Source organism: Neptuniibacter sp. QD34_54 (assembly GCF_047778055.1).
GTDB lineage: Bacteria > Pseudomonadota > Gammaproteobacteria > Pseudomonadales > Balneatricaceae > Neptuniibacter.
Genome location: NZ_CP180546.1, coordinates 2,604,568 through 2,629,881, shown reverse-complemented (window position 1 = coordinate 2,629,881; position 25,314 = coordinate 2,604,568). Strand labels below are relative to the sequence as shown.

Sequence of the window (25,314 nt, the reverse complement as noted above, 5' to 3'; positions counted from 1 at the left end):
CTTATTTCTCCGCCTGTTTGTGGGCTTTCCATTGATCCATAAAGGTCTTGCCTTGAGGTGCTGGCATATCACGCCAATCTGTCCAGCCACCCGCTAACGGCATTTTCTTGATGCGGCCTTTCTTACCAGCGAGTTTGTTCATCAACCATGCAGAGCTTCTTGCTAACCAGCGGTATAGGGCAGGACGCTTGGCAAAAAATGCCCAGCCAGCGATGCCAAACCTGACAGCTTTTGGTGTTAAGTGTTTTTCAAACTCTTTCTCTCGCCAGTGACGCATCAATTTTGGAAGAGGGATACGGACAGGGCATACTTCTTCACATTTACCACAGGATGTTGACGCGTTTGGCAGGTGTGCAGCTTTATCAATGCCGATCATCTTTGGTGTTAGAACAGAACCCATAGGGCCAGGGTAAACCCAACCGTAAGAATGGCCACCAACAGCACCATATACAGGGCAGTGGTTCATACAAGAAGAGCATCGGATACAGCGAAGCATATCTTGGAACTCAGTCCCCACCATCTCACTACGGCCGTTATCAACTAACACAACGTGGAAGTTTTCTGGACCGTCTTGATCTTCAGCGCGTTTCGGACCTGTGGATAACGTGTTGTACACCGTAAATTCCTGACCTGTCGCCGAGCGAGCTAGCAGTCGAAGAAATAGGCTCATATCTTCCAGCGTAGGTACAACCTTCTCGATGGAAGTAATCACAATGTGAGTTTTTGGCAGGGTTTGAGTCAGGTCGCCGTTACCTTCGTTGGTTACGATGATAGTTGAGCCAGTTTCTGCGACCAAAAAATTGGCTCCAGTAAGCCCGACATCAGCGCCTACGAATTCTTTGCGCAGTACTTCTCGAGCTTCCTTCATCAATGCCTGTGGGTCTTCTGTCTTCGGGCGTTTGTGATGTTCGTGGAAGGTTTCGGATACATCATTAACATTCAGGTGAATTGCTGGCGCAATAATATGGCTCGGATGATCATCGCGAAGCTGTAGGATGTACTCACCCAAATCTGTCTCGACAGGGCGTACACCGTTCGCTTCAAGGTATTCATTTAGGCCAGTTTCTTCCGAAACCATCGATTTACCTTTAGTGATGGTCTTGGCGTTTACCTGTTTGCAAATATCGAGAATGGTTTGGTTGGCATCGTCACCTGTTCTACACCAGTGAACATGACCACCATTTTCGATTACTTTGCTTTCAAACTGTTCCAGATAGATATCTAGATTCTGAATAATGTGATTTTTAAGATCACGCGCTTCATCACGCAAATCTTCAAACTCTGGTAGTCGCTTGATGGCATTAGCACGGTTAACTGGGAAGCCATGTTTAAACTGACCTAGGGCTTCTTGAAGTTCGACATTATGTAGCGCTATACGAGCGTTTTCTTTAAATTCTGGGCTCTTAATATGCATCGTGTATTACCCCGCGCTCAGTTCAGAGGCTAGCTCATATTCTGCCTCGCCAATGGCTGGCGTGTCAGTCATACCTGCTAGGATCTCTACTACATGACGTGCTTCGATTTTCTTGCCTTCGCGTTTGAGCTTGCCAGCCATATTTAATAGGCAGCCTAAATCGCCGCCGACTAAAGTGCTCGCACCTGAGTCGCTGATGTATTCAGTTTTGTTAGACACCATACGGTTGGATATATCTGGATATTTAACGCAGAAGGTACCGCCGAAACCACAGCAGGTTTCCGACTCTTCCATCTCGTTAAGTGTTAGATTTTCAACCTTAGATAGTAGCTTGCGAGGTTGCTGCTTTACACCGAGTTGGCGAAGACCAGAGCAAGAATCATGGTAGGTAATCGTACCTTCAAATGCGGCATTGATACGGTCAAAATCGACTACGTCAGTTAGGAATTGGGTAATCTCAAAAGCGCGCGATTTTAGGTCTAATGCGCGTGCCTTCCAAGGGTCGTTTTCGTCAAAGACCTCTGGGTAGTAATGGAGCATTCCAATACAAGAACCGGATGGTCCTACGACATATTCATAGCCATCGAAAGCTTCAATCGTTTTTCTTGCAATTTCAGCGGTGGTTGCTTTGTCGCCTGAGTTGTATGCCGGTTGGCCGCAGCATGTTTGTGTCTCTGGCACTTCTACTGTACAGCCTGAAGCTTCTAGTAGTTTGACGGTAGCAAATGCAACGCTGGGTCTAAACATATCTGCTAGACAGGTTACAAATAAACCGACTTTAGGATTCTGATTTGGCATGAATGTCATCGCTATATTGGTCAGCTCTACCTGATAGGGATCAGGTTCTCACGTCACTGACGTTTCTTATTTCTCTTCAGGTTCTAATGCCTGAAGTTTTATGTGTTACCCAAAAGATAGTTAAGAGATGGCACAAATGAAATGCTAAACTAATAACTGGTCTGACCAAGAGGTCGTGAGGGGGATTTGGTGGTAACAGAAAAAGGTGTAAATCTAAGCCAGAAGTTGAGTTCTGAACTGCAGAATCAAATTCTCTATGGAGATATTTGCCCTGGGGAGAAGTTGCCATCTCAGAGGGTATTGGCAGAGCGCTATAGTCTATCGAGAGCAACGGTTCGTGAAGCGGTTCAGGATCTTGAATTAAAGGGGATTGTCGAGACCTATCATGGCGGTGGGAGTCTGTGCAGAAACTTACTTGAAAGTCATTTTTCAATGCCTGTTGACAGTATTGGCGATAACTTTGAGTTTCAAGTTCAGGTTATGGAGATGCGTGCTGCTCTAGAAGGTGAGGCTGCTTACTACGCCGCTTTGCGCGCGTCAGATGAACAACTTGATCGTATCGGGCAAGAGTATGAAGCGATGCAGGCGCGCAGTAGTGGCCACACTACGCTCGCAAAAGCAAAAGCTGATCTTAGGTTTCATATGATGATTGCGGAAGCAAGTCACCATCTATTGGTTATCTCTTTCAGTCAGATATTCTATAACCGTTACTTCAATGCAATTTATGGTGTGCTTGATCGCACACTTAAGAAATTTGGCCGGTACCCTGATGGAATCAGCGCTCAGCATACCCAAATTTATCAGGCATTGATCAATAGGAATGCCGAGTTAGCCCGCAAGGTGGCGACAGAACATATCGACTACACTCGAAGGCAGTTAGAAGCTTCTTAACTGCTTGATATTGGTAACTATCTTAATTAACCAAACCTAAAAAATACTCCTATACTTTCTTCGTGTGTATAACGACCATAAGGGTAGGGGATGCAGGTTCGCAAGTCATTGGTTTGGAGAATTATCTTCCCTGTCCTGTTTGCCATGGTGTTGCTGGTAATTGCTATCCTGTATTACTTACCGCAAGTTCTTACGCAGCAAGCAATAGATGACGCTCAGCAAAGGGCTGAAGAAACAGTTGAAGAATTTAAACGTTTACGGAGGTATTACACTGAAAATGTAGTTAGCGAAGTTCTATTACATTCAGATATTGATGTCACCATAGATCATAAAAATAACCCTAAAAGTATCCCTTTACCTGCAACTATGGTACATGAGTTGAGCGAGCAATATTCTCAAATAGGTACCCTGATTAAACTTTATAGTTTTTACCCCTTTCCCAATCGTGCAGAGCGCCAATTAGATGAATTTGCCAATCAAGCTTGGCATCACCTTAATGAAAACCCCGAGTCTGAATATATAAAAGTTTTAAAAAACAAGCAGGGCGAGAGTGTTGTGCGTGTGGCTATTGCTGACAAGTTGGTAGCTGAGGCATGTGTACAATGCCATAACCATCATCCCTTTTCTCCAAAGGTAGATTGGAAACTGGGCGATGTCAGAGGAATATTGGAAGTTGATAGCATCATAGAGCCTGCGATTAAAAGTGGTGAAGCTCTAGGGATGAAGTTGGCATTAATGATCTGTGCAGTCATCGCTTTCATCGTTATGTCGATTTACGTAATCCACCATTATCTATTTCAAGTTCCTCTGCATAAATTAGCCATGTTGTTAGAGGCCTCTACCGATCACAATACAAAAGGAGAGGAAAGTGAGTTATCAGAATACGCTGAGCTGACTTATCCCGATAATCATGAGCATGATGAAATAAGCTTCATTTATCACAAATTCTCCCAACAGCATGAACGTTTGCATGCTAATGCCCAAGCGATGCGCGGATACCAAGAAAGGCTGGAAGCCGAAGTTAAGCTAAATGAGAAACTGTTAGAAGAAAGAGAAGCTCAGTTGAGTGAAACTCAGGACCAGTTAGACGCTACCCAAAAAGAATTACTGCAAAGCGAAAAACTATCTGCATTAAAACGTCTAGTTAGCAGTATTGGACATGAAGTGAGTACGCCATTAGGTGTTTCTAAAACAGCTTCATCATTTTTAATTGAGGAAACTGGTGATGTGATGAACAGTTTCCAAAACAATACGATGACACGTACGCAATTTGAAAAGTTCTTATCGGATACTCTCGAAGCAGGTGAGCTATTAACTTCAAATTTAACCCGAGCGCATGATTTGATGCTAGCGTTTAAGCAAGTAGCTGTTGATCAGATTAGTGAGCAAAAGAGGGATATAAATCTAAGAGAATATATTCAAGATGTGTTGTTGAGTTTAAAACCCTCCTACAAGAATGCTCCTGTTGAAGTTGTAAATAATATTGATATCGCGATTGAATTAAATGTAGATGCAGGTGCTATTGCACAAATCGCGACGAATCTTCTGAACAATTCGTTAATGCATGGTTTTAAAGATGGAACAGTTGCCGGCACTGTAACGTTTAGCAGTGAGGTGACGCCCGAAGCATACGTACTTATTTATGATGATGACGGTGAAGGAGTCACTGAAGAGGTACAACAGCATGTATTTGAGCAGTTTTATACAACCCGGCAAGGTTCAGGAGGAACCGGTATGGGGATGTATATTATCCATGAGCTTGTAAAGGATAGACTGCTTGGCGATATCCAATTTAGTAGTAACGAAGGTAAAGGCATCAATATCCGAATCTCTCTGCCGAAGGGTTCAGGCTCCGAATAGATCCTCAGTGAACATAGTCCTAGCTCCTTTTCTTTGATTGACCTATAATCGCGCCAACTTACAACGTACTTGGTTTGTACGGTAAGTAATTTGTATCGAATATAAGTGGCCTTACGTATGGGTCACCACTGAAATCAAGGAAATAACATGCCTGTAATTACCCTACCAGATGGTAGCAAACGCGAGTTTGCTAACCCTGTTACTGTATTTGAAGTTGCTGCTGATATCGGCGCTGGTTTAGCTAAAGCTGCGTTGGCCGGTAAAGTTGACGGTAAAGAAGTTGATACCTCTTACACTATTGAAAATGATGCCGATCTAGCCATCATCACTGCACGTGATGAAGAAGGTCTAGAAGTTATCCGTCACTCTACTGCTCATTTGATGGCTATGGCTGTACAAGAATTGTTCCCTGGTGCGCAGGTAACGATCGGGCCTGTTATTGAAGATGGTTTCTATTATGACTTTGCTTACGAGCGTCCATTTACACCAGAAGATCTAGAAAAGATCGAAAAGAAAATGGCGGAGCTAGTTAAGCAGAACCTACCTGTTACTCGTTCATTAATGAGTCGTGATGAAGCGACCAAAATGTTTGGTGAGATGGGTGAAAAGTACAAAGTTGAGTTGCTTCAAGCAGTACCGGATGCGGAAGATCTTTCTTTCTACTCGCAAGGCGAATTCATCGATCTATGTCGTGGCCCGCACGTTCCATCTACTGGCCACATTAAAGCATTTAAACTGATGAAGGTTGCTGGTGCATACTGGCGCGGTGATTCTAACAACGAGATGCTTCAGCGTATCTACGGTACTGCATGGGGTGACAAAAAAGCCCTTAAAGCTTACCTACACCGTCTAGAAGAAGCTGAGAAGCGTGATCACCGAAAACTGGGTAAACAGCTGAATCTATTCCATTTGCAAGAAGAAGCACCGGGTATGGTGTTCTGGCATCCAAATGGTTGGACGTTGTATCAGGGCATTGAGCAATATATGCGTCAAAAGCTTCGTCGTCGTAACTACGTTGAAGTAAAAACGCCACAGGTTGTAGAGCGTACTCTTTGGGAAAAGTCCGGTCACTGGGAAAAATTCTCCGAAGAGATGTTTACAACTCACTCTGAAAGCCGTGATTTCGCTGTTAAGCCGATGAACTGCCCATGTCACGTTCAGGTATATAACCAAGGCCTACGTTCTTACCGTGACTTACCATTACGTATGGCTGAGTTTGGTTCTTGTCATCGTAACGAACCATCAGGTGCACTTCACGGTATTATGCGTGTACGTGGTTTCGTTCAGGATGATGGGCATATCTTCTGTGCAGAAGATAGCATTCAGAGTGAAGTATCTGAATTTATCGATTTCCTACACGAAGTGTATGAAGATTTTGGTTTCCAAGAGATTCAATACAAACTGTCTACGCGTCCAGAAAAGCGTGTAGGTAGCGATGAGGTCTGGGATAAAGCAGAAAAAGCGCTATCTGATGCGTTAGATAATGCTGGCCTGAAGTGGGAGCTGTTACCAGGTGAAGGCGCATTTTATGGTCCTAAGATTGAGTTCTCTCTGAAAGATTGCCTTGGCCGAGTATGGCAGTGCGGTACAATCCAGGTTGATTTCTCTATGCCAGGTCGTCTTGGTGCGCAGTTTGTAAACGAGCAGGGTGAGCGTGAAACGCCTGTGATGTTACACCGTGCAATTCTTGGTTCTTTTGAGCGCTTTATCGGTATTTTGATCGAAAACTTCGCGGGTGCATTACCGACTTGGTTAGCGCCTGTACAAGCAGTTGTGATGAATATTACGGACAAACAAGCTGATTATTGTCAAAAAGTTGTTCAAAATCTTGAAAATCAAGGATTCAGAGCCGAGTCAGACTTGAGAAATGAGAAGATCGGCTTTAAAATTCGCGAGCGTACTTTACAGAAGGTTCCATATCTTCTTGTAATTGGCGATAAAGAAGTAGAGGCAGGCACGGTTGCTGTACGTACGCGTACAGGTGAAGATCTAGGTTCTATGTCTCTAGAAGAATTTGTAAACCTTCTTGGCAGTGATGTCGCTAAGAAAGGTCGTCAGGACTCATAAGTCTAAAAACAGTCAGGAGATAAGACTATCAGGCGTGATAATAGAAGGGGCGCTCGCAGAGAAGAGCCCATGATCAATGAGAATTTACTGAAAGTAACTAAGCAGTGCAGACTTATTGGTCCAGACGGAACACAGATTGGCATCGTACCGGTTAACGACGCTCTTGTGGCAGCACAAGAAGCGGGACTTGATTTGGTAAAAATTTCTGAAGCTGATCCCATCGTTTGTAAAGTGATGGATTATGGCAAGCATCTTTATGAGCTGAAAAAGCAAAAGAATGAAGCCAAGAAAAAGCAGCATCAGGTCCAGATCAAGGAAGTGAAATTCCGTCCTAATACGGAAGAAGGGGATTATCAGGTCAAGCTACGCAACCTGATACGTTTCCTTGAAGCAGGAGATAAAGCCAAGATAACTTTGCGTTATCGTGGTCGTGAGATGGCCCATCAGGAACTGGGTATGCAGTTACTCCAACGAATCGAGAAAGATTTGGAAGAGTTAGCAACTGTAGAGCAGCGTCCTAAGATGGAAGGCCGTCAACTGGTCATGGTCTTAGCTCCGAAGAAGAAAAAGTAACTCGTTACTTTCCTTAACCCGTGACTGACTTGTAAAAGTTGGCTACGGGTTTTGTCGTTTGTTTCGGGCGAAAAAAAATTAACGAATGCGTGGAGATTTTAGTAATGCCTAAGATGAAATCCAATAGTGGTGCGGCTAAGCGTTTTAAGAAAACCGCTAACGGCTTCAAACACAAGCAGTCTTTCACTAGTCACATTCTGACTAAGAAATCTACTAAGCGTAAGCGTCAGCTTCGCCCTATGCTGCAGGTACACGCTGCAGACAAGGCGTTGGTTCGTCGCATGCTGCCTTATATTTAATCGATTTTTTAGCTAACAGAATTTAGAGGAAGAAAGACATGGCTCGCGTAAAACGTGGTGTTGTTGCTCGTCGTCGTCACAAGAAAGTCCTGAAAAAAGCAAAAGGTTATTACGGTGCTCGTAGCCGTGTATTCCGCGTTGCTAAACAGGCGGTAATCAAAGCTGGTCAATATGCATACCGTGACCGCCGTCAGCGTAAACGTCAGTTCCGCGCATTGTGGATTGCACGTATCAACGCTGGTGCTCGTATCAACGGTTTGTCTTACAGCCGTTTCATTGCTGGTCTGAAGAAGGCTAACATCGAGATCGACCGTAAGGTTCTAGCTGATCTTGCTGTTCACGAAGCTGGCGCATTTGCTGCAATCGTAGAGAAAGCTAAAGCTTCTCTAGCGTAAGCTAGCACCCAGTGTCGTGTAAGCGACTACTTTGAAATAGGGGAAGGGTGCGAACTCTTCCCCTATTTTTTCGGTTATTTTGCCCAGTTTTTTGCGGAACATTTGGCAAAGTAACTGATTACTAACCAATTACCGTATTTATCCTTCTATTCGGAGCCGGATAATGGAAAACATTCAAAGCCTTTTGGCAGCAGGTACTCAAGCTGTCGCTACGGCAACTACTACTCAACAGTTGGACGATGTTCGCGTTCAATACTTGGGTAAAAAAGGTGAACTTACTGCACTTCTTAAAGGCTTAGGTAAGCTATCTGCAGAGGAACGCCCACAAGCTGGTGCTAAGATCAACGAAGCTAAACAAGCTCTGCAAGAAGTTATTAATGAGCGTAAAGCTGCACTAGAAGCAGCAGCTCTAGAAAGTAAGCTTGCTGCTGAAACGATTGATGTAACTTTACCGGGACGTGGTCAGGCGCTAGGTGGTTTACACCCTGTGACTAAAACCATGGAACGAATTGAAGAGTTTTTCGGTGGTATCGGCTATACGGTAGAAGAAGGTCCTGAAATCGAAGATGATTACCACAACTTCGAAGCCTTAAATATCCCTTCGCACCATCCGGCTCGTGCTATGCACGACACATTCTATTTCAATGCGAATACACTGCTGCGTACGCACACTTCAGGTGTTCAGGTACGTACAATGGAATCGCAAGAACCACCACTACGTATAATCTGCCCAGGCCGTGTATATCGTTGTGACTACGATCAAACGCACTCTCCAATGTTCCATCAGGTAGAGGGTTTGATTGTTGATAAAGATATCAGCTTTGCTGACCTAAAAGGCACACTAGAACAATTCCTACGTGAATTCTTCGAAGAAGATGTTCGCGTTCGTTTCCGTCCGTCTTACTTCCCGTTCACAGAGCCTTCAATCGAAGTTGATATCGATCGTGGTGATGGTAAATGGTTGGAAGTACTAGGTTGCGGGATGGTGCATCCTAAAGTATTTGAAGCTTCAGGTATCGACCCTGAAGAGTACACCGGCTTTGCTTTCGGTATGGGTGTAGAGCGTTTGGCTATGTTGCGTTACGGCGTAAATGACCTGCGTCTATTCTTTGAAAACGACCTGCGTTTCCTGAATCAGTTCAACTGATCAAGACAACGTTTTAAGCGGTTATTAACAGGATTTTCGGGAAAGCAAAATGAAATTCAGTGAAAAGTGGTTACGCGAGTTGGTTAACCCTGCAATCAGTACGCAGGAGCTAGTTGATCAAGTCACAATGGCAGGTCTGGAAGTAGACGAAGTTGAAGCAGCAGCTAAAGATTTTACTGGTGTTATCGTAGGTGAAATTCTGACGGCTGAGCAGCACCCAAATGCAGACAAACTTCAGGTTTGCACGGTTACTAATGGTAGTGAAGTTGCACAGGTTGTGTGTGGTGCACCTAATGCGCGTGCCGGTTTAAAAACAGCATTCGCTACTGTGGGTGCGGTACTACCGACTCCAGATGGCAAAGAGTTTAAGATTAAAAAAGCTAAACTACGTCAGGTAGAGTCTTTTGGCATGCTATGTGCGGAAGATGAGCTAGGTATTTCAGATGATCACGACGGCATCATGGAGCTTCCAGCGGATGCGCCTGTAGGTACTTGTATTCGTGAATACCTAAATCTAGATGATAAAGTTATCGATGTAGATCTAACGCCTAACCGTGGTGACTGTCTAAGTATTTCTGGTTTAGCACGTGAAGTGGGTGTGCTAAATAAAGCGCCAGTTACTTTTGTTGCTGACAATGCAGTTGAAGCCACTATCGATGCGACTTTCCCAGTAGAGTTAAAAGATGCAGCTGACTGCCCACGTTATGTTGGCAGAGTTATTCGTGGTATCAATCCACAAGCAGAAACACCATTGTGGATGAAACAGAAGCTTGAGCGCTCTGGTGTACGTAGCATCGATCCAGTTGTAGATGTAACGAACTATATCCTTCTTGAGCTTGGTCAGCCAATGCACGCTTTCGATCTGGATAAACTATCCGGTGGTATTGTTGTTCGCCGTGCGGAGCAGGGTGAAAAGCTAACGCTTTTAGACGGTGAAGAAGTTGAGCTTAATGCTGATACGTTGGCAATTACCGACGCTAATGGCCCTGTTGCTATGGCTGGTATTATGGGTGGTGAGCCGACCAGCGTAACTTCTGAAACGCAAAATATTTTCCTAGAAAGCGCATTCTTTAACCCTATCTCTATTGCGGGTCGTGCGCGTTCTTATGGTTTGCATACAGATTCTTCTCACCGTTTTGAACGTGGTGTAGATTGGCAGTTGCAAAATCAGGCAATTAATCGCGCTACAGAGCTTCTACTTGAGATTGTTGGTGGTGAAGCTGGTCCAGCTGTTGAAACTGTTAATCAAGATGAGTTACCTGCTGCACGTCAGGTATTCCTACGTCATAGCAAAGTCAATGCGATGCTGGCGTTTGAAATGCCAGCTGACGAGATTGAAGAGATCTTAACGCGTCTTGGTTTGGTTGTAGAGAAGACTTCTACGGAAGGTGAGTGGCACGTTTCTGTTCCATCTTATCGCTTTGATATCGCAATTGAAGTGGATCTGATCGAAGAATTAGCGCGTGTATACGGCTACAACAACCTACCTGTACGTACGCCAACAGCGTCTATGCCAATCAAGGCAAACGATGAAACTAAAGTAACGATCCAGAATGTGCGTCGTGCGTTGATCGCACGTGGCTATCAGGAAGCGATTACTTACAGTTTTATTGAAGCTGGCCTACAAAAGCAGTTCGATGACCAATTCGAAGGTATAGCACTGGCTAACCCAATCTCTGCTGAAATGGCAGTGATGCGTACGACTATCTGGCCAGGTCTAGTAAAAGCGTTGCAGTACAACCAGAACCGTCAGCAAGCGCGTGTTCGCTTATTTGAAAGCGGCCAGCGTTTCCTACCAACTTCTGGTGATGAGATCATTCAGGAAAACGTAGTGGCTGGTTTGCTAGCAGGTGCGCGAGATCCTGAAGGTTGGAATGCGGGTAAAGATCAAGTTGATTTCTTTGATATCAAAGGTGATCTAGAAAGCCTACTTTCCTTAGGTGGAGCTGAAGATGAGTTTTCGTTTGTAGCTGATCGTCATGTTGCTTTGCACCCAGGTCAGACTGCGCGTATTGAACGTAATGGCGAAAAAGTTGGTTACATTGGTGCATTGCATCCTAACTTGGTTAAAGAGTTGGGTCTGAATGGTGCTGTGTATCTTTTCGAGATTAACCAAGCTGCTTTGACTCAAGGCAAACTGCCTCGTTACCAAGAAATTTCTAAATTCCCAGAGTCTCGTCGTGATCTAGCACTTATTGTAGATGAAGGCGTAGCTTTCGATTCAGTACGTCAATTGGCTGAAAAAGAAGCGGGTGAATTCGTTAAAGAAGTAACGCTTTTTGACGTTTACCAAGGCCAAGGTATTGAAAAAGGTAGAAAAAGTCTTGCTGTGGGCTTGACGTGGCAGCATCCTTCGCGCACTCTTAATGATGAAGAAATAAACAGCGCCACAAGTGCGGTTATTTCTGCACTAGCCAGTGAGTTTGGTGCCTCATTGCGAGAATAAGCAGCGAAAGGTGATTTATCATGGGCTCGTTAACAAAAGCTGAAATGGCGGAACGCCTGAACGAAGAGCTAGGATTAAATAAACGTGAAGCCAAAGAGATGGTGGAATCGTTCTTTGATGAAATCCGGGCATGTCTGGCTGCTAACGAGCAGGTAAAATTGTCCGGCTTCGGTAACTTTGACCTCCGCGATAAGCGTCAAAGACCGGGCCGGAATCCTAAAACTGGGGAAGAAGTGCCTATCTCGGCTCGCCGTGTTGTAACTTTCCGCCCAGGTCAGAAACTGAAGGACCGTGTCGAAACCTATGCTGGAGACACCCCAGAGTAACGATCCCAACCCGATCCCGGGTAAACGTTATTTTACGATTGGCGAAGTTGCTAAGCTTTGTGACCTCAAGGCGCATGTATTGCGTTATTGGGAGAAAGAGTTTTCGCAAATCTCGCCTGTAAAACGAAACAATCGCCGTTATTACCAACGACAGGATGTTTTGTTGATCCGTCAGATCAAAAGCTTGTTGCACGATCAAGGTTACACCCTAAGTGGTGCTAAACAGTATCTTGCGGGTGACAATAATGAAGATGATCAAAGCCAATACAAGCAATTGCTTCGACAGACTATCTCCGAATTAGAAGATCTATTGGAATCTATTAAGCGCTAGTGTTCTCTTAGTGCTTAATTTCTACCTCTCTATTAAACGCCCGTTTTACTTATATAGTTTATTTCTACTTAAACTTTGGCACTGTTTCGTACCTTAGCTGTTGGCTGTGATCTACCGCTTGATTAGGATCTATTAATGGTGAACATGCAAGGAATGTCAAAATGGCGATTTTAAGAGTAGGTCTAGGGCATGCTGAAGATGCTGCAGAGGCTGCGAGTCAGGCAATGGAGTCCACACCTAAACCAGATTTGGTGATCTGCTTTGTTAGTTTCTCTTTGGATATTGAGAAAGTTTACAGTGACATTAGGTCAGTTGTAGGAGATGTCGTTCCCATTGTAGGCGGTAGTTCTTGGGGAGAAATTTCTAGCCTTAAGCAAGGGCCGCAGGAGTCAAGCGTTGTTGTAATGACGCTACAGAGCGCTTATTTCAGCGTCGGTTTAGGCGTCGGTCAAAACTTATCAAAGCAACCTGAACAAGCTGCAAAAGAGGCTATTCGCGAAGCTTATTCAAACTTACTCTCAAACCCCGCTGTCATGTCTTTAATGGCCATTGCCTTAGACAGTAAAGGGGCAAAAGAAGTCTCTAGAATAAAGCCCTGCATTAATATGGTTTTACCTGATGGCACTTCTGCCCAAGAAGAAGCTTTTTTACGCAGTCTCATTTTAGAAACAGGGACGGTCTCCCAAGTCATTGGTGGTTCAACAGCTACAGATTTCTCAGATACTAAAAGTTATCAAATCAGCAATGGTGTTTATCAAGACTCTGCGGTTGTTGCGAGCTTTAGCAGTGGCTTAAAAATTGGTACCGCTATGGGTCATCCTTATGTGGCAGCTAATAAAGGCGCTGTAGTAACTCAAGCTAAAGGGCGGACTGTGCAGATGCTCAATGGTAAACCTGCCACAGAAGTACTTCAGAAACTGTTGGGTGGAGAAGAACTGACCCCGGAGCTGTTTATTCAAAATCCTTTTGGCATTAAGTCATCCGATGTTTTCGCTGAATATACTATTAAGAGTGCTCAGCAGGTTCATGATGATGGTGGTGTTAGTTTTTATGCAGAAATTCCGAAGGGCGCATTCCTGCGTGAAATGAAAACGGATGCTGAGATTGCGAAAGAGCGTTTCAAGGAGACGTTGCAGAAGGCGATCATCGATGCCGGTAGCCCCAAGAAGATCGGCGCAGTAATTATTTTTAACTGTATCTTACGTCATCTATTAAAAGCACGTTTAGATGTGGATGATATCTGCTTGGTTCAAGAAGTTTGTGGTGAGGATGTGCCTGTGATTGGTTTTAATACGTTTGGCGAACAAGGGGCGACGCAGGGTGGTTCAATCGGTCACTATAACCAGACGGCTACCATCATGGTGATAGGCGAAGAGGTTATCACTCAATAAACGCAAAAAATCTTTCCAGATTCAGAGTGTTCAGTTAAGATAACCGCCACTTGAAAGTGTTCATTTTCAAGATCTTAGTCGGGATGTAGCGCAGCTTGGTAGCGCACCTGCATGGGGTGCAGGGGGTCGTAGGTTCAAATCCTATCATCCCGACCATTTCTTAATAATACTATGATTTAACTTACCATTAGGTATTAGCGTTTGATGGTGTGTGCCACAAGCTTAACGTTTTCGGCATCCTGTCTGTGCTGAACAAGCCAATCTTGTTATGTCTGGTTCATTTGATTTTGCATTGATTCATTTGATGCGGGCAAAGATAGAGTGCTGAGTAAGTTAATGTCATTATTTTAAAAGACAATTTTAAAAAATCATTTGTGTGAATTTCTATATGGGCAATCGCTATAGCAAAGAAAGTTTAAGCGAAATCGAACGCGTGACTCTAGGGCATTATGAATCGAATGCAGCGTCTTTTTGGCAAGGTACACGTGATCATGATGTTAGCCAGAATATTGATGCTTTATTAGGTGCATTACCGCAACGAAAAGGGCTGGAAATTTTAGATTTCGGTTGTGGGCCTGGCCGCGATCTTCTTTCTTTTAAAGCCTTAGGTCATTTTCCTACTGGGCTCGATGGAAGTCAGACTTTCTGTGAGATGGCCCGATTACATAGTGGTTGCCCTGTGCTGAATCAGTCGTTTTGTCATCTCGATTTAGGGGAAGAGTGCTTTGATGGAATTTTTGCTAATGCTTCTATGTTCCACGTCCCCAGTCAGATGCTCGGTGAGGTTTTGTCTAAATGCCATATTGCGTTGAAACCAAATGGGATCTTATTTACTTCAAACCCAAGAGGAGCGGCGGAAGGGTGGAATGGTGAGCGTTTTGGTCACTATATGGAGTTAGAGGTGACTGCTCAATATCTAGAGGATGCAGGTTTTCGTATTCTTGATCATTATTATCGCCCAGAAGGTTTACCTTGTGCGCAACAGCCTTGGTTGGCAATTGTTAGTCAGCGTTGAGGTTGTCGGTTTTTGTTAATTCTTTTCTTTATTTGAGAGTCTTATTTAAAACAGCCGTGAACGATGGCCAATTCAGAATCAATTAAATGAGTCGAATGAGTAGAGTGTTTCCGTTATAGCATCGGCTTATCAGGCTCAGTAGGTGATGGGTTCGCTAATCCTGTTCTACTCCATGATTGCCATTGAAGGCCTTCTTTGCGTTTTAGTCGCTTTAAGCTTCTGAGGAGTGCTTGGAACTCGACCGCATCGACGACATACCAGATTAGCCAAGCGATGGGAGCGTAATAGAGCATCCGCATATGGAAACGTGGCTGGGAATCATACGAAGTCTGGAAACTAACAAGCGCCGAGATTAGTAATATACAAAGACTTAGGGTGATATAGTCACCGGTGTAAACAATGTAGGTGAAAAATAGGGTTAGCAAGGGGAGCTCTAGTAATAATAGAAACTCGGCATAAAGCGCAGTTGGTAACAGTAACCAGGACAGATAATAGTTATTGGTTTTCGAACTATTAAAAAAAAGTTGACGATGTTTGATAAAGGTTTGAAAGCGCCCGTACTTCCAGCGTAAACGTTGATTGCAAAGGCTCTTTAGATCCGAAGGGCCTTCTGTATAAATGATGGCATCAGGTGCGTAACGGCAGTGATAACCCATGCCTAGAATACGGGTAGATATTTCAATGTCTTCAGTAATGATACTGTGATCAAATCCACCTGCCTCAATCAGTACGGATCGGCGATATGCTGCAGCGGCTCCGCCAATAATGTAAACCGCATTGAAAACAGAATCAGCTCTTTTCATAAAGAAGCCACAGAGATATTCGAGTTGTTGGATAATCCCGAGCCCAGCATGGCCATTACCGATGGCTACGTTACCTGCAACAGCAGCTACCTTGTTGGATGAAAATTTCTTCACTATGTTCTGAATAGCCTTGGGGTGCATTAGGCTGTCAGCGTCGATAGTGAGGACAATCTCTCCTTTCGCGTGCTTTAGTGCATGATTTAGCGCTTTGGCTTTGCCCCCGTTCTCTAGTGCAAAGTAACGTAGTTTTATTGGGTTGTTGGGATTGAACTGTGCAATGAATTCACTCAGGAGCTGGTGGGTTTTATCAGTTGATCCATCATTGATGACGATCACTTCATAATTGTTATAGTCGGCAGCTAACGCAGATCGTAGAGTATGCATAATACCAACCTCTTCATTCCATGCTGGAATTAATACACTCACCGAAGGTTCTTGGCCTAAAGCCGGTTTGTCTCGAAAGAAATCAATGACTCCTGAGAGGGGGGCTGCGATCAGTTGGATCAAGAATTTTATGATAATTGGGATAAGTACAAGCGTTAATACTAAGCGGTAGTTAGCTAAAAACTCAGTTTCATGGCTGGTCTGTGTATAGGCAAGGCATAGGATAAAGCCGGTTATGCTGTACGCGATGACTGTATTAATAATCGATCGAGAGGAAATTCGGCCTTTCTGCAACATGCTAATGTCTCGACACCTGAGGGGCGTGTTAAAGATTTGGCGCGGATTATGCGCCTAGTTGCTCAGCTAATAAAGCAATTCCCATAGATCCTTAGTCTTAGTTCTTAAGAATTGTTTTCTAATCTTTGCTAAAGAGTAAATGTAGATTGAAGCAGTGCTCTCGGAGGCAGGGTGCAGGCCTTACTTTAAGCTAAGGCCTGCCCGTTGTGTGCTTTTATAACGTTACAGCTGCAAACCAACCAAAGGCTAGTAGAGGTAAGTTATAGTGCAAGAATGTTGGTACAACCGTATCCCAGATATGATTGTGTTGCCCATCGACGTTTAAGCCTGATGTTGGGCCTAGGGTCGAGTCAGACGCAGGGGAGCCCGCGTCACCTAAAGCTGCAGCTGTGCCGACTAGAGCAACTATAGCTAAAGGGCTAAAGCCTAACTGAATAGCTAATGGTACGTAGATAGCTGCAATAATTGGGATTGTTGAGAACGATGAGCCTATGCCCATAGTGATCAATAAACCCACCAATAACATCAAGAAGGCCGCTATCGGTTGATTTTGGCCAATAACGTCCACTGAGCTTGTCACTAGCGCTGCGATATCACCGGTTTCTTTAAGCACCTCAGCAAAACCTGACGCGGCAATCATGATAAAGCCAATGGTTGCCATCATTTTCATGCCATCAGTCAATACGCCGTCAGATTCTTTCCAGCGGATCACGCCAGTAACGGTAAATAGAATAAAGCCAAGCATGGCCCCCATGATCATGGAGTTGGTTACCAGCTGTGTTACGAAGGCTACACCGATTGCTAACAGAGCAACGACAATACTCTTAGAATTAAAGTCATTAACGTTGTTTTCGACAGCTTTGATCTTTGACTGATCATATCGACGTTTCCCGCGATAACTGATGAAAACTGCGATCAATAGTCCACACAACATGCCTGCAGCAGGTATGCTCATCGCTTGCATCACAGAGATGCCTGTTGTATCGAGTCCGCCTTGACCGATATGTTTAAGTAGAATTTCGTTAAGGAATATTCCTCCGAAGCCTACCGGTAAAAGCATATAAGGGGTTACTAGGCCAAAGGTCAGTACGCAGGCAATTAAACGTCGATCCAATTTCAGTTTGCTCATCGCTAGAAGCAAAGGTGGTATTAAAAGTGGGATGAACGCAATATGGATTGGGATTAAGTTTTGTGACGAAATGGCTACCGCTAAGATGATTAGGAGTAGTAGCGTTTTGATCTTGTTGACGCGTGCTGGCGTAGGGTCTTGGCCAATCACTGTTATTGCTTTATTCGCTAACAAGTGTGGCAGGCCTGATTGTGCAATTGCGACTGCAAAGCCACCAAGCAATGCATAGCTCAAGGCAACGCTAGCACCGCCGCCAATTCCAGCATTAAAAGCATTGATTGTAGCATCTAGACTCAATCCTCCTGACAAGCCGCCGACAAGCGCGCCAATCAAAAGAGCAATAACCACATGGGTTCTAAAAAGGCTCAGTACCAACATGGTTAGCACTGCAATAATCACTGCGTTCATAGTTAAGCCTAGGGCTCCACATTTTAAAAAAAGGGCGCACCATGGGGGAAGGGCGTAGGGGAGTCAATATGTAAAATGCAAAACAGGTTTAGCGGCTAAAATTACTTTTTTCTCGCGCTATTAGCCTGGTTTTTTTACGAAATTCAGGGTGAAATACTACAGATAAAAGGGATTGGTAATGGGTAGTTGAAATATAGAGTTGAGGTCACGGCAATATAAAAGTGGCCTGTTATTTATCTGCCGTAACCTCCAACTAGATCGACTAGAAACGGAAAGTGTAAGCTGCTTTTACTTCAGGGCTGTTGCTGCGATCAACAATAGGGCTATCCTCTACCTCACTGCCCCAACCATTAACGCCGATACCCATCTGGATAGTTTGCTGTTTATCCACTACATAAAAAGCATCCACACCTGCTCGGTAGCTCATACTGCTATCTGCTTTGTACACAGCTCGTTGTGCGGTTGCTTCGTTCGACTTTACGCCGTAGTAATAATTGTTCAGGTCATCACTTCGCCAGCTTAGTTCCATTGAGGGTTTAACCATCCACTTGGCATTAAGCTGATAAGGTTTAGTCCAGCCTACAGATAGTTCATGTCCTTCGTGAGTATTTGAGATATCTGTCAAAAAAGAGGCTGACAGGATACCGTAGTGTGTGTCGAGCGTTGCACTGATACCTGCTTCGAGTGCGCCATCACGTTCTACCATGCCGTTTAGGGCAAATGAATCATCAGCTTCATAGCCTTCGAAACGGTATTGGCCCAATAGATTGACTTGGAATTTACTATTACCGTAAAGGCTGTATTGGGCTTTGTTGCCTACTAACAAAAAGTTGCCTTTTTGTGCGTACAGCGTTGGAAATACAGAGGTTTCAGTGCCTACACCTTGGTAAGCACTTTCGTGACTTTTAATCCCAGCACCGATACCGAAGATCCATTCTTCATCAGCTGCTGCGTTGAAGCTTAATAAAGCGCCTGTAACTATCGCTATTTGTGATTTCAATTTACCTATCTCCTATAAAGGATCTTCCTGAGTGAGTAATCAGTTACTCAATCAAAGCGAAGGGGAGTGCTTTGAAAGAATTAACCTGTACTAACTAGCTTGAGGTTAAGGATGCCAGCATCGGTATAACCTCAAAATTAGGGATTACAGATAGGCGAGTAGGTGTTTATCTATATTGCGAAAACAAAAACTCCTCTTAAAGAGGAGTTTTTAGGTATCAGCTATTCAAATCTTCTTAGCCGTAAGCGAATGCCGGTAGCCAAGTTACCAACTGAGGCCAGAATACAAGCATTACCAATGCAGCCAACTGCAGGAGGATGAACGGAATTACACCTCGGTAAATTTGAGTGAGTTTTACCTCTGGCGGGCAAACACCTTTTAAATAGAACAGTGCAAAACCTACGGGTGGGGTGAGGAATGATGTTTGTAAGGCCATCGCAACAAGCATTACAAACCAGACTAATTCTGGGTTATCCACAACTCCGTAGCCATTGATATCTAATCCCAAAGCTGAGATTACTGGTGCCAGTAGCGGCAGAATGATCAGAGTGATCTCTATCCAGTCAAGGAAGAAACCCAGCAGGAAGATGATCAGCAAGATAAAGGCAACAATACCGTAATCACCGAAAGGTAAGCCGGTTAGGAAACTTTCGATCAGTTCATCACCGCCCAACTCTCTTAATACCAGAGCGAAACAGGTAGCACCGATAAAGATGGCAAAGATATAAGCAGTAGTGTTGTAAGTGCCGTGTAAAACTTCCTTAAGTACTTTGAAGTTGTATTTGCGATTGTATATTGCAAGCAGAGTAGCACCAAAGGCACCCACACCTGAGGCCTCTGTCGGCGTTGCTATACCAGCGAATATGGAACCTAAAACAACGAAGATAAGTAGTACTGTTGGGGTGATTGCTTTTAAGACCTTGATTACCGTCTTCATGGTAACAGGCTGGACGTCCTGAGGAACTGGGGCCGCTTCAGGGTTAATAAAGCCTGTTATCAGGATGTAGGCGATATACAAACCGCCCAAAATCAGGCCAGGGAATACCGCACCCATAAACAGATCGCCTACAGACAAACCTAATTGGTCGGCCATGATCACCAGCATAATACTTGGCGGTATTAAAATACCTAAAGTACCAGCACTGGCGATTGTGCCTAACGCAAGCGGTAGTGAGTAACCCTGTTTTTGCATCGAGGGTAGTGACATCATCGCTAGCAATACGACGGACGCACCGATAATGCCAGTGGAGGCCGCTAGGATAATACCGATTACTGTTACAGTGATAGCCAAACCACCACGTACTTTGCCGAACAGTTCCTGCAGGGACTCCATTAGTTGTTCCGCAACGCCCGATTTATCTAGCATATTGCCCATAAAGATGAACATGGGCAGGGCGACCAGAATCCAGTTGTCCATGATCTTAAACAGACGATTAACCACAAGCCCTAAGGTGGTGAAGTCTAATCCAGTTAAAGTGCCTAAGTAGATATCAGATAAGTAGCCTACTAGGGCAAAAATAACGCCAATACCACCTAGTACGTAGGCAACGGGGATACCGGTAAAAAGTAGTGCGATGAATGATAGAAACATCGCAATGACAAGAATCTCATTGATTTCCATCAGTGCTTACCTCGTAACAAAAAACAGATATCTCGAATGAACCGCGACACACAGGCCATAAATAACAGGCCGAAGCTGGCAGGTATGACTGCCTTAATCAGCCAACGGTATGGAAGTCCTGAAGGAGCGTCGGAATGCTCATTGATGGCCCAGGCAGAATGAACAAATTCCAGACTGTGGAAAAATACGACGGTAATAAAAGGGAAAACCAGAAATAGCATGCCAAAAATTTCGACCCATGCTTTAGTGCGTAGGCTGAATTTGCCATAGAAGAGATCAACACGGATATGGGCGTTATTGACTTGCGCATAAGCTAAACCAAACATGACGCCGACAGCATACAAATGCCATTGCAACTCTTCTAAGGCGATTAAACCACTAGCAAAACCTTTACGCAGAATTACTTGGGTGATGATCACCAGTACTAATACGACATATACCGATGCGATAAGCATCCCAGTCCTACGTATGAACAGATCGATTGCATCAGCAAATGCAACCTGCTCTTGATGAGAGGAAGACAGATTATTCACGGGACCCACCCTTGGAAATTCTGATAGAGAAAGAGGTGTTCAGAACGGTTGGATAACCGTTCTGAACGGGTATGAAATAGACCTGACTCGATGTGAATCAGGCTGTTTGATACTTAGTCTTGAGGCTTAGTACGTGGAAGGTAAGCCAAGGATTCCCATAAATCGTAACCACCGCGGAACTGACTCATGTCATCCCAGACTTTCTTGAAGAAAGCATTTTCACTTTGTTCTGCAACCACTTCGTCCCAAGAGGATTTGAAGGCTGTTAGCATAGTATCGTTCCAATAACGAAGTTCAACGCCTTTTTCAGCGGACTTAGCTAGTATTTCAAACTGGCTAGCTTCACCTTCGGCTAAAGATTCCGTGATCGATGCTTTACATGTGGTTTCAATGATTTCCTGCTGTGTAGCTGACATCTTGTTCCAAGTATCTTTATTGATTAGCAGCTCATGCAGGGTTGCTTGCTGGTGCCAGCCAGGGAAGTAGTTATATTTAACGATCTTATGGAAACCTAGGCGTTGGTCGATTTGTGGTAGTGAAAACTCCGTGGCATCGATTGCACCTTTTTCCAAGGCACCAAAAATTTCACCACCAGGTAGCTGGACTGTACCTACGCCCATTTTTTCCATGACTTTAGCGCCTAGACCAAAGAAGCGCATATTGATGCCTTTAAGGTCTTCTGGCTTTTCGATCGGTTTAGAGAACCAGCCTGAGGTTTCTGGTGGATTAATCGCGCAAGGAACGTTGTGTACGTTATAGCCATGAGAGTCGTACATTTCTTGCCATAACTTACGGCCATTGCCATAGTACAACCAAGCTAGGTATTCACCCGCTTCGGGACCGAACGGTACTGCTGAAAACAATGCGGATGCTGGGATCTTACCTTGCCAATATCCAGCCGTTGCATAGCCTGAATTAATCTTACCTGTAGATACGGCATCAAGGATTTCTGGTGGAGCAACAAGTTTACCTGGCTCATACACCTTCATTTTGATATTGCCACCACTAATCTTATTTAGGCGTTCTGCTACTTCAACAATAGGAGAGCCTAATGCTGGCAGGTTGGTCGCAAAAGCAATCGGTGTTTTCAACAGTACTCTGCCTTCTGCTAATACTGTGGAAGACATTGATACAGTAGCTGCAACAATCGCTGTACTCAGAATGGTTTTTCTCATGGTTTTCATAAGTAACTCCAGTTTCTATTTTTATAGTAGTAATGCGGATATCGACTTATTCGCATGGGGTTCTTGAGGTAATGCTTAGTTAAAAATTGTTGCTCCGGGATAAGGAGCTTCGCCGGTCAATTCGGCTTCAATTCGAAGAAGGCGGTTGTATTTCGCGACACGATCAGAACGACATAAAGACCCGGTTTTTATCTGGCCCGCAGCAGTACCAACGGCTAAATCTGCAATAGTGGTGTCTTCGGTTTCACCTGAACGGTGAGAAATTATGACGCTATAACCAGCGGCTTTGGCCAAGCGAATAGCATCCAATGTTTCAGATAGTGTGCCGATCTGGTTGAATTTGATCAGTATTGAGTTAGCAACCTTCTGTTCTATTCCCTGTTGTAGAATTTTGCTGTTGGTCACAAACAGATCATCGCCGACCAATTGGACTTTATCGCCTAGCTTTTGCGTAAGTTCTGACCAGCCCTGCCAGTCGGATTCGTCCATGCCATCTTCTATCGAACGAATTGGGTATTTAGCAGTCAGTTCAGCTAGATAGCTGCTGAATTCACTGGCACTAAACTGCTTGTTTTCACCACTTAGCTGATAGAGGTTATCTTGGTAAAATTCTGATGCAGCGCAATCTAATGCTAGGCTAATATCAGTACCTAGTTGATACCCAGCCTGTTCAACAGCCTGCTGAATAATGATTAACGCCTGCTCATTGCTGCCTAAATTTGGAGCGAAGCCGCCTTCATCACCTACCGCAGTATTTAAGCCTTGTTGTTGTAGTACTGTTTTCAAACTATGGAAAACTTCTGTGCCACAGCGCAACGCTTCAGAAAAACTGCTGAAATTCAGTGGCTGTACCATAAATTCCTGAATATCCACATTATTGTCGGCATGCTCACCGCCGTTAAGAATATTCATCATTGGTACTGGCATTAGGTATTCACCGGGAGTGCCATTCATTTCTGCAATGTGGGCATACAGAGGCATTTGCTTTTCGATAGCAGCCGCTTTAGCAACAGCTAAAGATACCGCTAAGGTGGCATTGGCACCCAGGTTCGCTTTGTTTTCAGTACCGTCCAGATTGATCAAGCATTGGTCTAACTGTTGCTGGTCTAAACAATCCATGCCTTGTAGGGCTTGGTTGATGGATCTGTTTACATTGGCAACCGCTTTTAAAACGCCTTTTCCTTGATAGCGTTTTTTATCGCCATCCCGTAGCTCTAAAGCTTCTCGGGAACCGGTGGATGCGCCTGAGGGAGCACAAGCAGATGCAGAAACGCCCGAGTCCAGAATGACATCCGCTTCAACCGTTGGATTACCGCGTGAATCTAGGACTTCGCGACCGATGATCTGTTTAATCTTGCTCATGACTTTTACCTTCGGTTTCATTCGCAGGGGGATGCGGTATCTCTAGCAATTCTTGCTGCTCGGACACTTCTATTCGAAAGTCAAAATCTCTCGGCCAAGCAGCGGGTTCGTAGGTATTAGTTGGTTCCATGGCATCTCCTCCTGTTATGTTTCTTATTTGATATCACTGCCAACACGAACAATTTTTAGCGTGTTGGTACCACCGTGAACATTGAGGTAATCCCCTTTGCTGATCATGACCAAATCACCTTCGGTGACGATTTTTGCGTCGATTAAGCTGTTTACAGCAGACTGATTAATCTGTTCGTGAGATATGGAAGAGGCATCGAAAAATAGAGGTACGACACCACGAAATATGGCTGCTCGATGCAAGGCTTCTTGATTAGGGCTTAAGGCAAAAATCGGTAAGCCTGAACGGATGCGAGACATTAGTAACGGAGTGGCACCGGTCTCGGTCATCGCAATAATCGCTTTAACCCCAGATAGGTGGTTGGCGGCATACATTGCGGCCAGGCCGATGGTTTCATCAATATTTGAGAATGATTGATGCATTCGGTGACCAGAGGTTCTTGTTTGAGGTTGAGTTTCCGCGCCCTCTATTACACGCACCATGGCTTCAACAGTTTCGATCGGATAATCACCAGCAGCCGTTTCAGCTGATAGCATGACTGCATCGGTGCCATCCAGAACTGCGTTGGCGACATCAAAAACTTCGGCACGGGTTGGCATCGGGTTCGTGATCATCGATTCCATCATCTGGGTTGCCGTTATCACTACACGGTTTAATTGTCGTGCCCGTTGGATTATCTGCTTTTGCACACCGATTAGTTCGGCATCCCCAATTTCGACCCCTAAGTCTCCGCGCGCGACCATAACGCCATCAGAGGCTTCGATAATTTGATCGAGTACTTCTGGATTGCTGACAGTTTCAGCGCGTTCAATCTTTGCTATTAAACCGGCACTACTACCTGTCGGAGTGAGCAGGGCGCGTGCTTCCTGCATATCGGCGGCATCGCGAGGGAACGAAACGGCTAGGTAATCCACACCGATCTCTGCGGCAGCTAAAATATCTGCTTTATCCTTATCTGTTAGCGCGGCTGCTGATAATCCGCCGCCTTGTCGGTTTATGCCTTTGTTATTAGATAGGTAACCACCTAGGACAACGGTGCAGTGGATTTCTGGAGCGGAGATCTTTTCAACGCGCATTGTCAGGCGACCATCATCCAGCAGCAAAAGGTCTCCTGCTTGGCAGTCTTCAACTAAGCCTTTGTAATCAAGCCCGACTTGATCTTGGTTGCCAGCGTCTGTATCCAACTCTGCATTAAGGGTAAAAGCCTGACCTGCTTTGAGTAGGACTTTGCCATCAACAAAGCGGGATATGCGGATTTTTGGACCTTGAAGGTCGCCTAATATTGCAACGTAGCGGTTAGCCGATTTGGCTGCTTCACGTACACGTTGTGCACGAATTTTATGGTCAGTCACAGTTCCGTGGGAGAAATTCAGGCGGACAACATCGACACCTGATTGAATCAGCTGACTGATTACCGCAGGGGAATCAGAGGCTGGGCCAAGAGTAGCAACGATTTTTGTTCTTCTCATGATCTGTGTTCCTGTAGCCTTTTAGGTATGAACACATTATC

23 protein-coding genes and 1 tRNA gene are annotated in these 25,314 nt (G+C 44.6%); 13 read left to right on the top strand and 11 right to left on the bottom strand.

Annotation, left to right across the window (positions count from 1 at the left end; all coding sequences use genetic code 11):
- Position 1: 1 nt before the first annotated feature.
- Positions 2–1,414 (bottom strand): LutB/LldF family L-lactate oxidation iron-sulfur protein, encoded by a 1,413-nt coding sequence (locus tag ACMXYP_RS11905; RefSeq protein ID WP_415881849.1) that lies wholly within the window; start codon positions 1,412–1,414, stop codon positions 2–4.
- Positions 1,415–1,420: 6 nt separating this feature from the next.
- Positions 1,421–2,212 carry a (Fe-S)-binding protein gene (locus tag ACMXYP_RS11900; RefSeq protein ID WP_415881848.1) on the bottom strand — a complete coding sequence of 264 codons (792 nt, stop codon included), beginning with the start codon at positions 2,210–2,212 and terminating at the stop codon, positions 1,421–1,423.
- A 189-nt stretch (positions 2,213–2,401) separates the two neighbouring features.
- Here ACMXYP_RS11900 and ACMXYP_RS11895 point away from each other — a divergent pair, with 189 nt between their 5' ends.
- The 13 genes from ACMXYP_RS11895 (at position 2,402) to ACMXYP_RS11835 (ending at position 14,953) form a co-directional block, all read left to right on the top strand.
- Positions 2,402–3,103 carry a FadR/GntR family transcriptional regulator gene (locus ACMXYP_RS11895; RefSeq protein ID WP_415881847.1) on the top strand — a complete coding sequence of 234 codons (702 nt, stop codon included), beginning with the start codon at positions 2,402–2,404 and terminating at the stop codon, positions 3,101–3,103.
- A gap of 90 nt (positions 3,104–3,193) precedes the next feature.
- On the top strand, positions 3,194–4,963 hold the full coding sequence (locus tag ACMXYP_RS11890) for an ATP-binding protein (protein ID WP_415881846.1): 1,770 nt from the start codon (positions 3,194–3,196) through the stop codon (positions 4,961–4,963).
- A gap of 147 nt (positions 4,964–5,110) precedes the next feature.
- Positions 5,111–7,030 carry a threonine--tRNA ligase gene (thrS, locus tag ACMXYP_RS11885; protein WP_415881845.1) on the top strand — a complete coding sequence of 640 codons (1,920 nt, stop codon included), beginning with the start codon at positions 5,111–5,113 and terminating at the stop codon, positions 7,028–7,030.
- A 27-nt stretch (positions 7,031–7,057) separates the two neighbouring features.
- Positions 7,058–7,603: a translation initiation factor IF-3 gene (gene infC, locus ACMXYP_RS11880; RefSeq protein ID WP_415884668.1), complete on the top strand. Its 546-nt coding sequence runs from the start codon at positions 7,058–7,060 to the stop codon at positions 7,601–7,603.
- Between the two features lie 104 nt (positions 7,604–7,707).
- Positions 7,708–7,902, top strand: a complete 195-nt coding sequence (rpmI, locus tag ACMXYP_RS11875; RefSeq protein WP_007022505.1) for a 50S ribosomal protein L35 — start codon at positions 7,708–7,710, stop codon at positions 7,900–7,902.
- A gap of 38 nt (positions 7,903–7,940) precedes the next feature.
- Positions 7,941–8,297 (top strand): 50S ribosomal protein L20, encoded by a 357-nt coding sequence (gene rplT, locus ACMXYP_RS11870; RefSeq protein WP_415881844.1) that lies wholly within the window; start codon positions 7,941–7,943, stop codon positions 8,295–8,297.
- Positions 8,298–8,460: 163 nt separating this feature from the next.
- Complete coding sequence (gene pheS, locus ACMXYP_RS11865; protein ID WP_415881843.1) at positions 8,461–9,444, top strand: phenylalanine--tRNA ligase subunit alpha; 984 nt, start codon at positions 8,461–8,463, stop codon at positions 9,442–9,444.
- 49 nt (positions 9,445–9,493) lie between these two features.
- On the top strand, positions 9,494–11,890 hold the full coding sequence (gene pheT / locus ACMXYP_RS11860; protein ID WP_415881842.1) for a phenylalanine--tRNA ligase subunit beta: 2,397 nt from the start codon (positions 9,494–9,496) through the stop codon (positions 11,888–11,890).
- 20 nt (positions 11,891–11,910) lie between these two features.
- On the top strand, positions 11,911–12,216 hold the full coding sequence (ihfA, locus tag ACMXYP_RS11855; protein WP_415881841.1) for an integration host factor subunit alpha: 306 nt from the start codon (positions 11,911–11,913) through the stop codon (positions 12,214–12,216).
- Positions 12,194–12,547, top strand: coding sequence for a MerR family transcriptional regulator (locus tag ACMXYP_RS11850; protein WP_415881840.1), 354 nt, complete (start codon positions 12,194–12,196; stop codon positions 12,545–12,547). The genes ihfA and ACMXYP_RS11850 overlap by 23 nt, the downstream gene beginning before the upstream one ends.
- Positions 12,548–12,708: 161 nt before the next feature.
- Complete coding sequence (locus tag ACMXYP_RS11845; protein ID WP_415881839.1) at positions 12,709–13,938, top strand: FIST signal transduction protein; 1,230 nt, start codon at positions 12,709–12,711, stop codon at positions 13,936–13,938.
- Positions 13,939–14,017: 79 nt separating this feature from the next.
- Positions 14,018–14,094 (top strand) — tRNA-Pro (locus tag ACMXYP_RS11840).
- 232 nt (positions 14,095–14,326) lie between these two features.
- The gene (locus ACMXYP_RS11835) at positions 14,327–14,953 is read left to right on the top strand and encodes a class I SAM-dependent methyltransferase (protein ID WP_415881838.1); all 627 of its coding nucleotides are present in this window, start codon (positions 14,327–14,329) and stop codon (positions 14,951–14,953) included.
- 113 nt (positions 14,954–15,066) lie between these two features.
- On the opposite strand, the gene ACMXYP_RS11830 is transcribed toward ACMXYP_RS11835, so the two are convergent.
- The 9 genes from ACMXYP_RS11830 to pyk all read right to left on the bottom strand — a co-directional run bounded on the left by ACMXYP_RS11830 (position 15,067) and on the right by pyk (position 25,273).
- Entirely contained in the window at positions 15,067–16,437 is a 1,371-nt protein-coding gene (locus tag ACMXYP_RS11830; RefSeq protein WP_415881837.1) for a glycosyltransferase, read from the bottom strand.
- A gap of 214 nt (positions 16,438–16,651) precedes the next feature.
- On the bottom strand, positions 16,652–17,974 hold the full coding sequence (locus ACMXYP_RS11825) for a Na+/H+ antiporter family protein (protein WP_415881836.1): 1,323 nt from the start codon (positions 17,972–17,974) through the stop codon (positions 16,652–16,654).
- A gap of 262 nt (positions 17,975–18,236) precedes the next feature.
- Positions 18,237–18,974 carry a MipA/OmpV family protein gene (locus ACMXYP_RS11820; protein WP_415881835.1) on the bottom strand — a complete coding sequence of 246 codons (738 nt, stop codon included), beginning with the start codon at positions 18,972–18,974 and terminating at the stop codon, positions 18,237–18,239.
- Positions 18,975–19,209: 235 nt separating this feature from the next.
- Entirely contained in the window at positions 19,210–20,595 is a 1,386-nt protein-coding gene (locus ACMXYP_RS11815) for a TRAP transporter large permease (protein ID WP_415881834.1), read from the bottom strand.
- Entirely contained in the window at positions 20,595–21,128 is a 534-nt protein-coding gene (locus ACMXYP_RS11810) for a TRAP transporter small permease subunit (protein WP_415881833.1), read from the bottom strand. The genes ACMXYP_RS11815 and ACMXYP_RS11810 overlap by 1 nt, the downstream gene beginning before the upstream one ends.
- Positions 21,129–21,241: 113 nt before the next feature.
- Positions 21,242–22,312: a TRAP transporter substrate-binding protein gene (locus ACMXYP_RS11805; protein ID WP_415881832.1), complete on the bottom strand. Its 1,071-nt coding sequence runs from the start codon at positions 22,310–22,312 to the stop codon at positions 21,242–21,244.
- Positions 22,313–22,387: 75 nt separating this feature from the next.
- Positions 22,388–23,674 carry a phosphopyruvate hydratase gene (gene eno, locus ACMXYP_RS11800; RefSeq protein WP_415881831.1) on the bottom strand — a complete coding sequence of 429 codons (1,287 nt, stop codon included), beginning with the start codon at positions 23,672–23,674 and terminating at the stop codon, positions 22,388–22,390.
- Positions 23,661–23,804 carry a hypothetical protein gene (locus tag ACMXYP_RS11795; protein ID WP_415881830.1) on the bottom strand — a complete coding sequence of 48 codons (144 nt, stop codon included), beginning with the start codon at positions 23,802–23,804 and terminating at the stop codon, positions 23,661–23,663. The genes eno and ACMXYP_RS11795 overlap by 14 nt, the downstream gene beginning before the upstream one ends.
- 23 nt (positions 23,805–23,827) lie before the next feature.
- A complete protein-coding gene (pyk, locus tag ACMXYP_RS11790) occupies positions 23,828–25,273 on the bottom strand; it encodes a pyruvate kinase (protein ID WP_415881829.1) in 1,446 nt (481 codons plus the stop codon).
- Between the last annotated feature and the right edge of the window lie 41 nt (positions 25,274–25,314).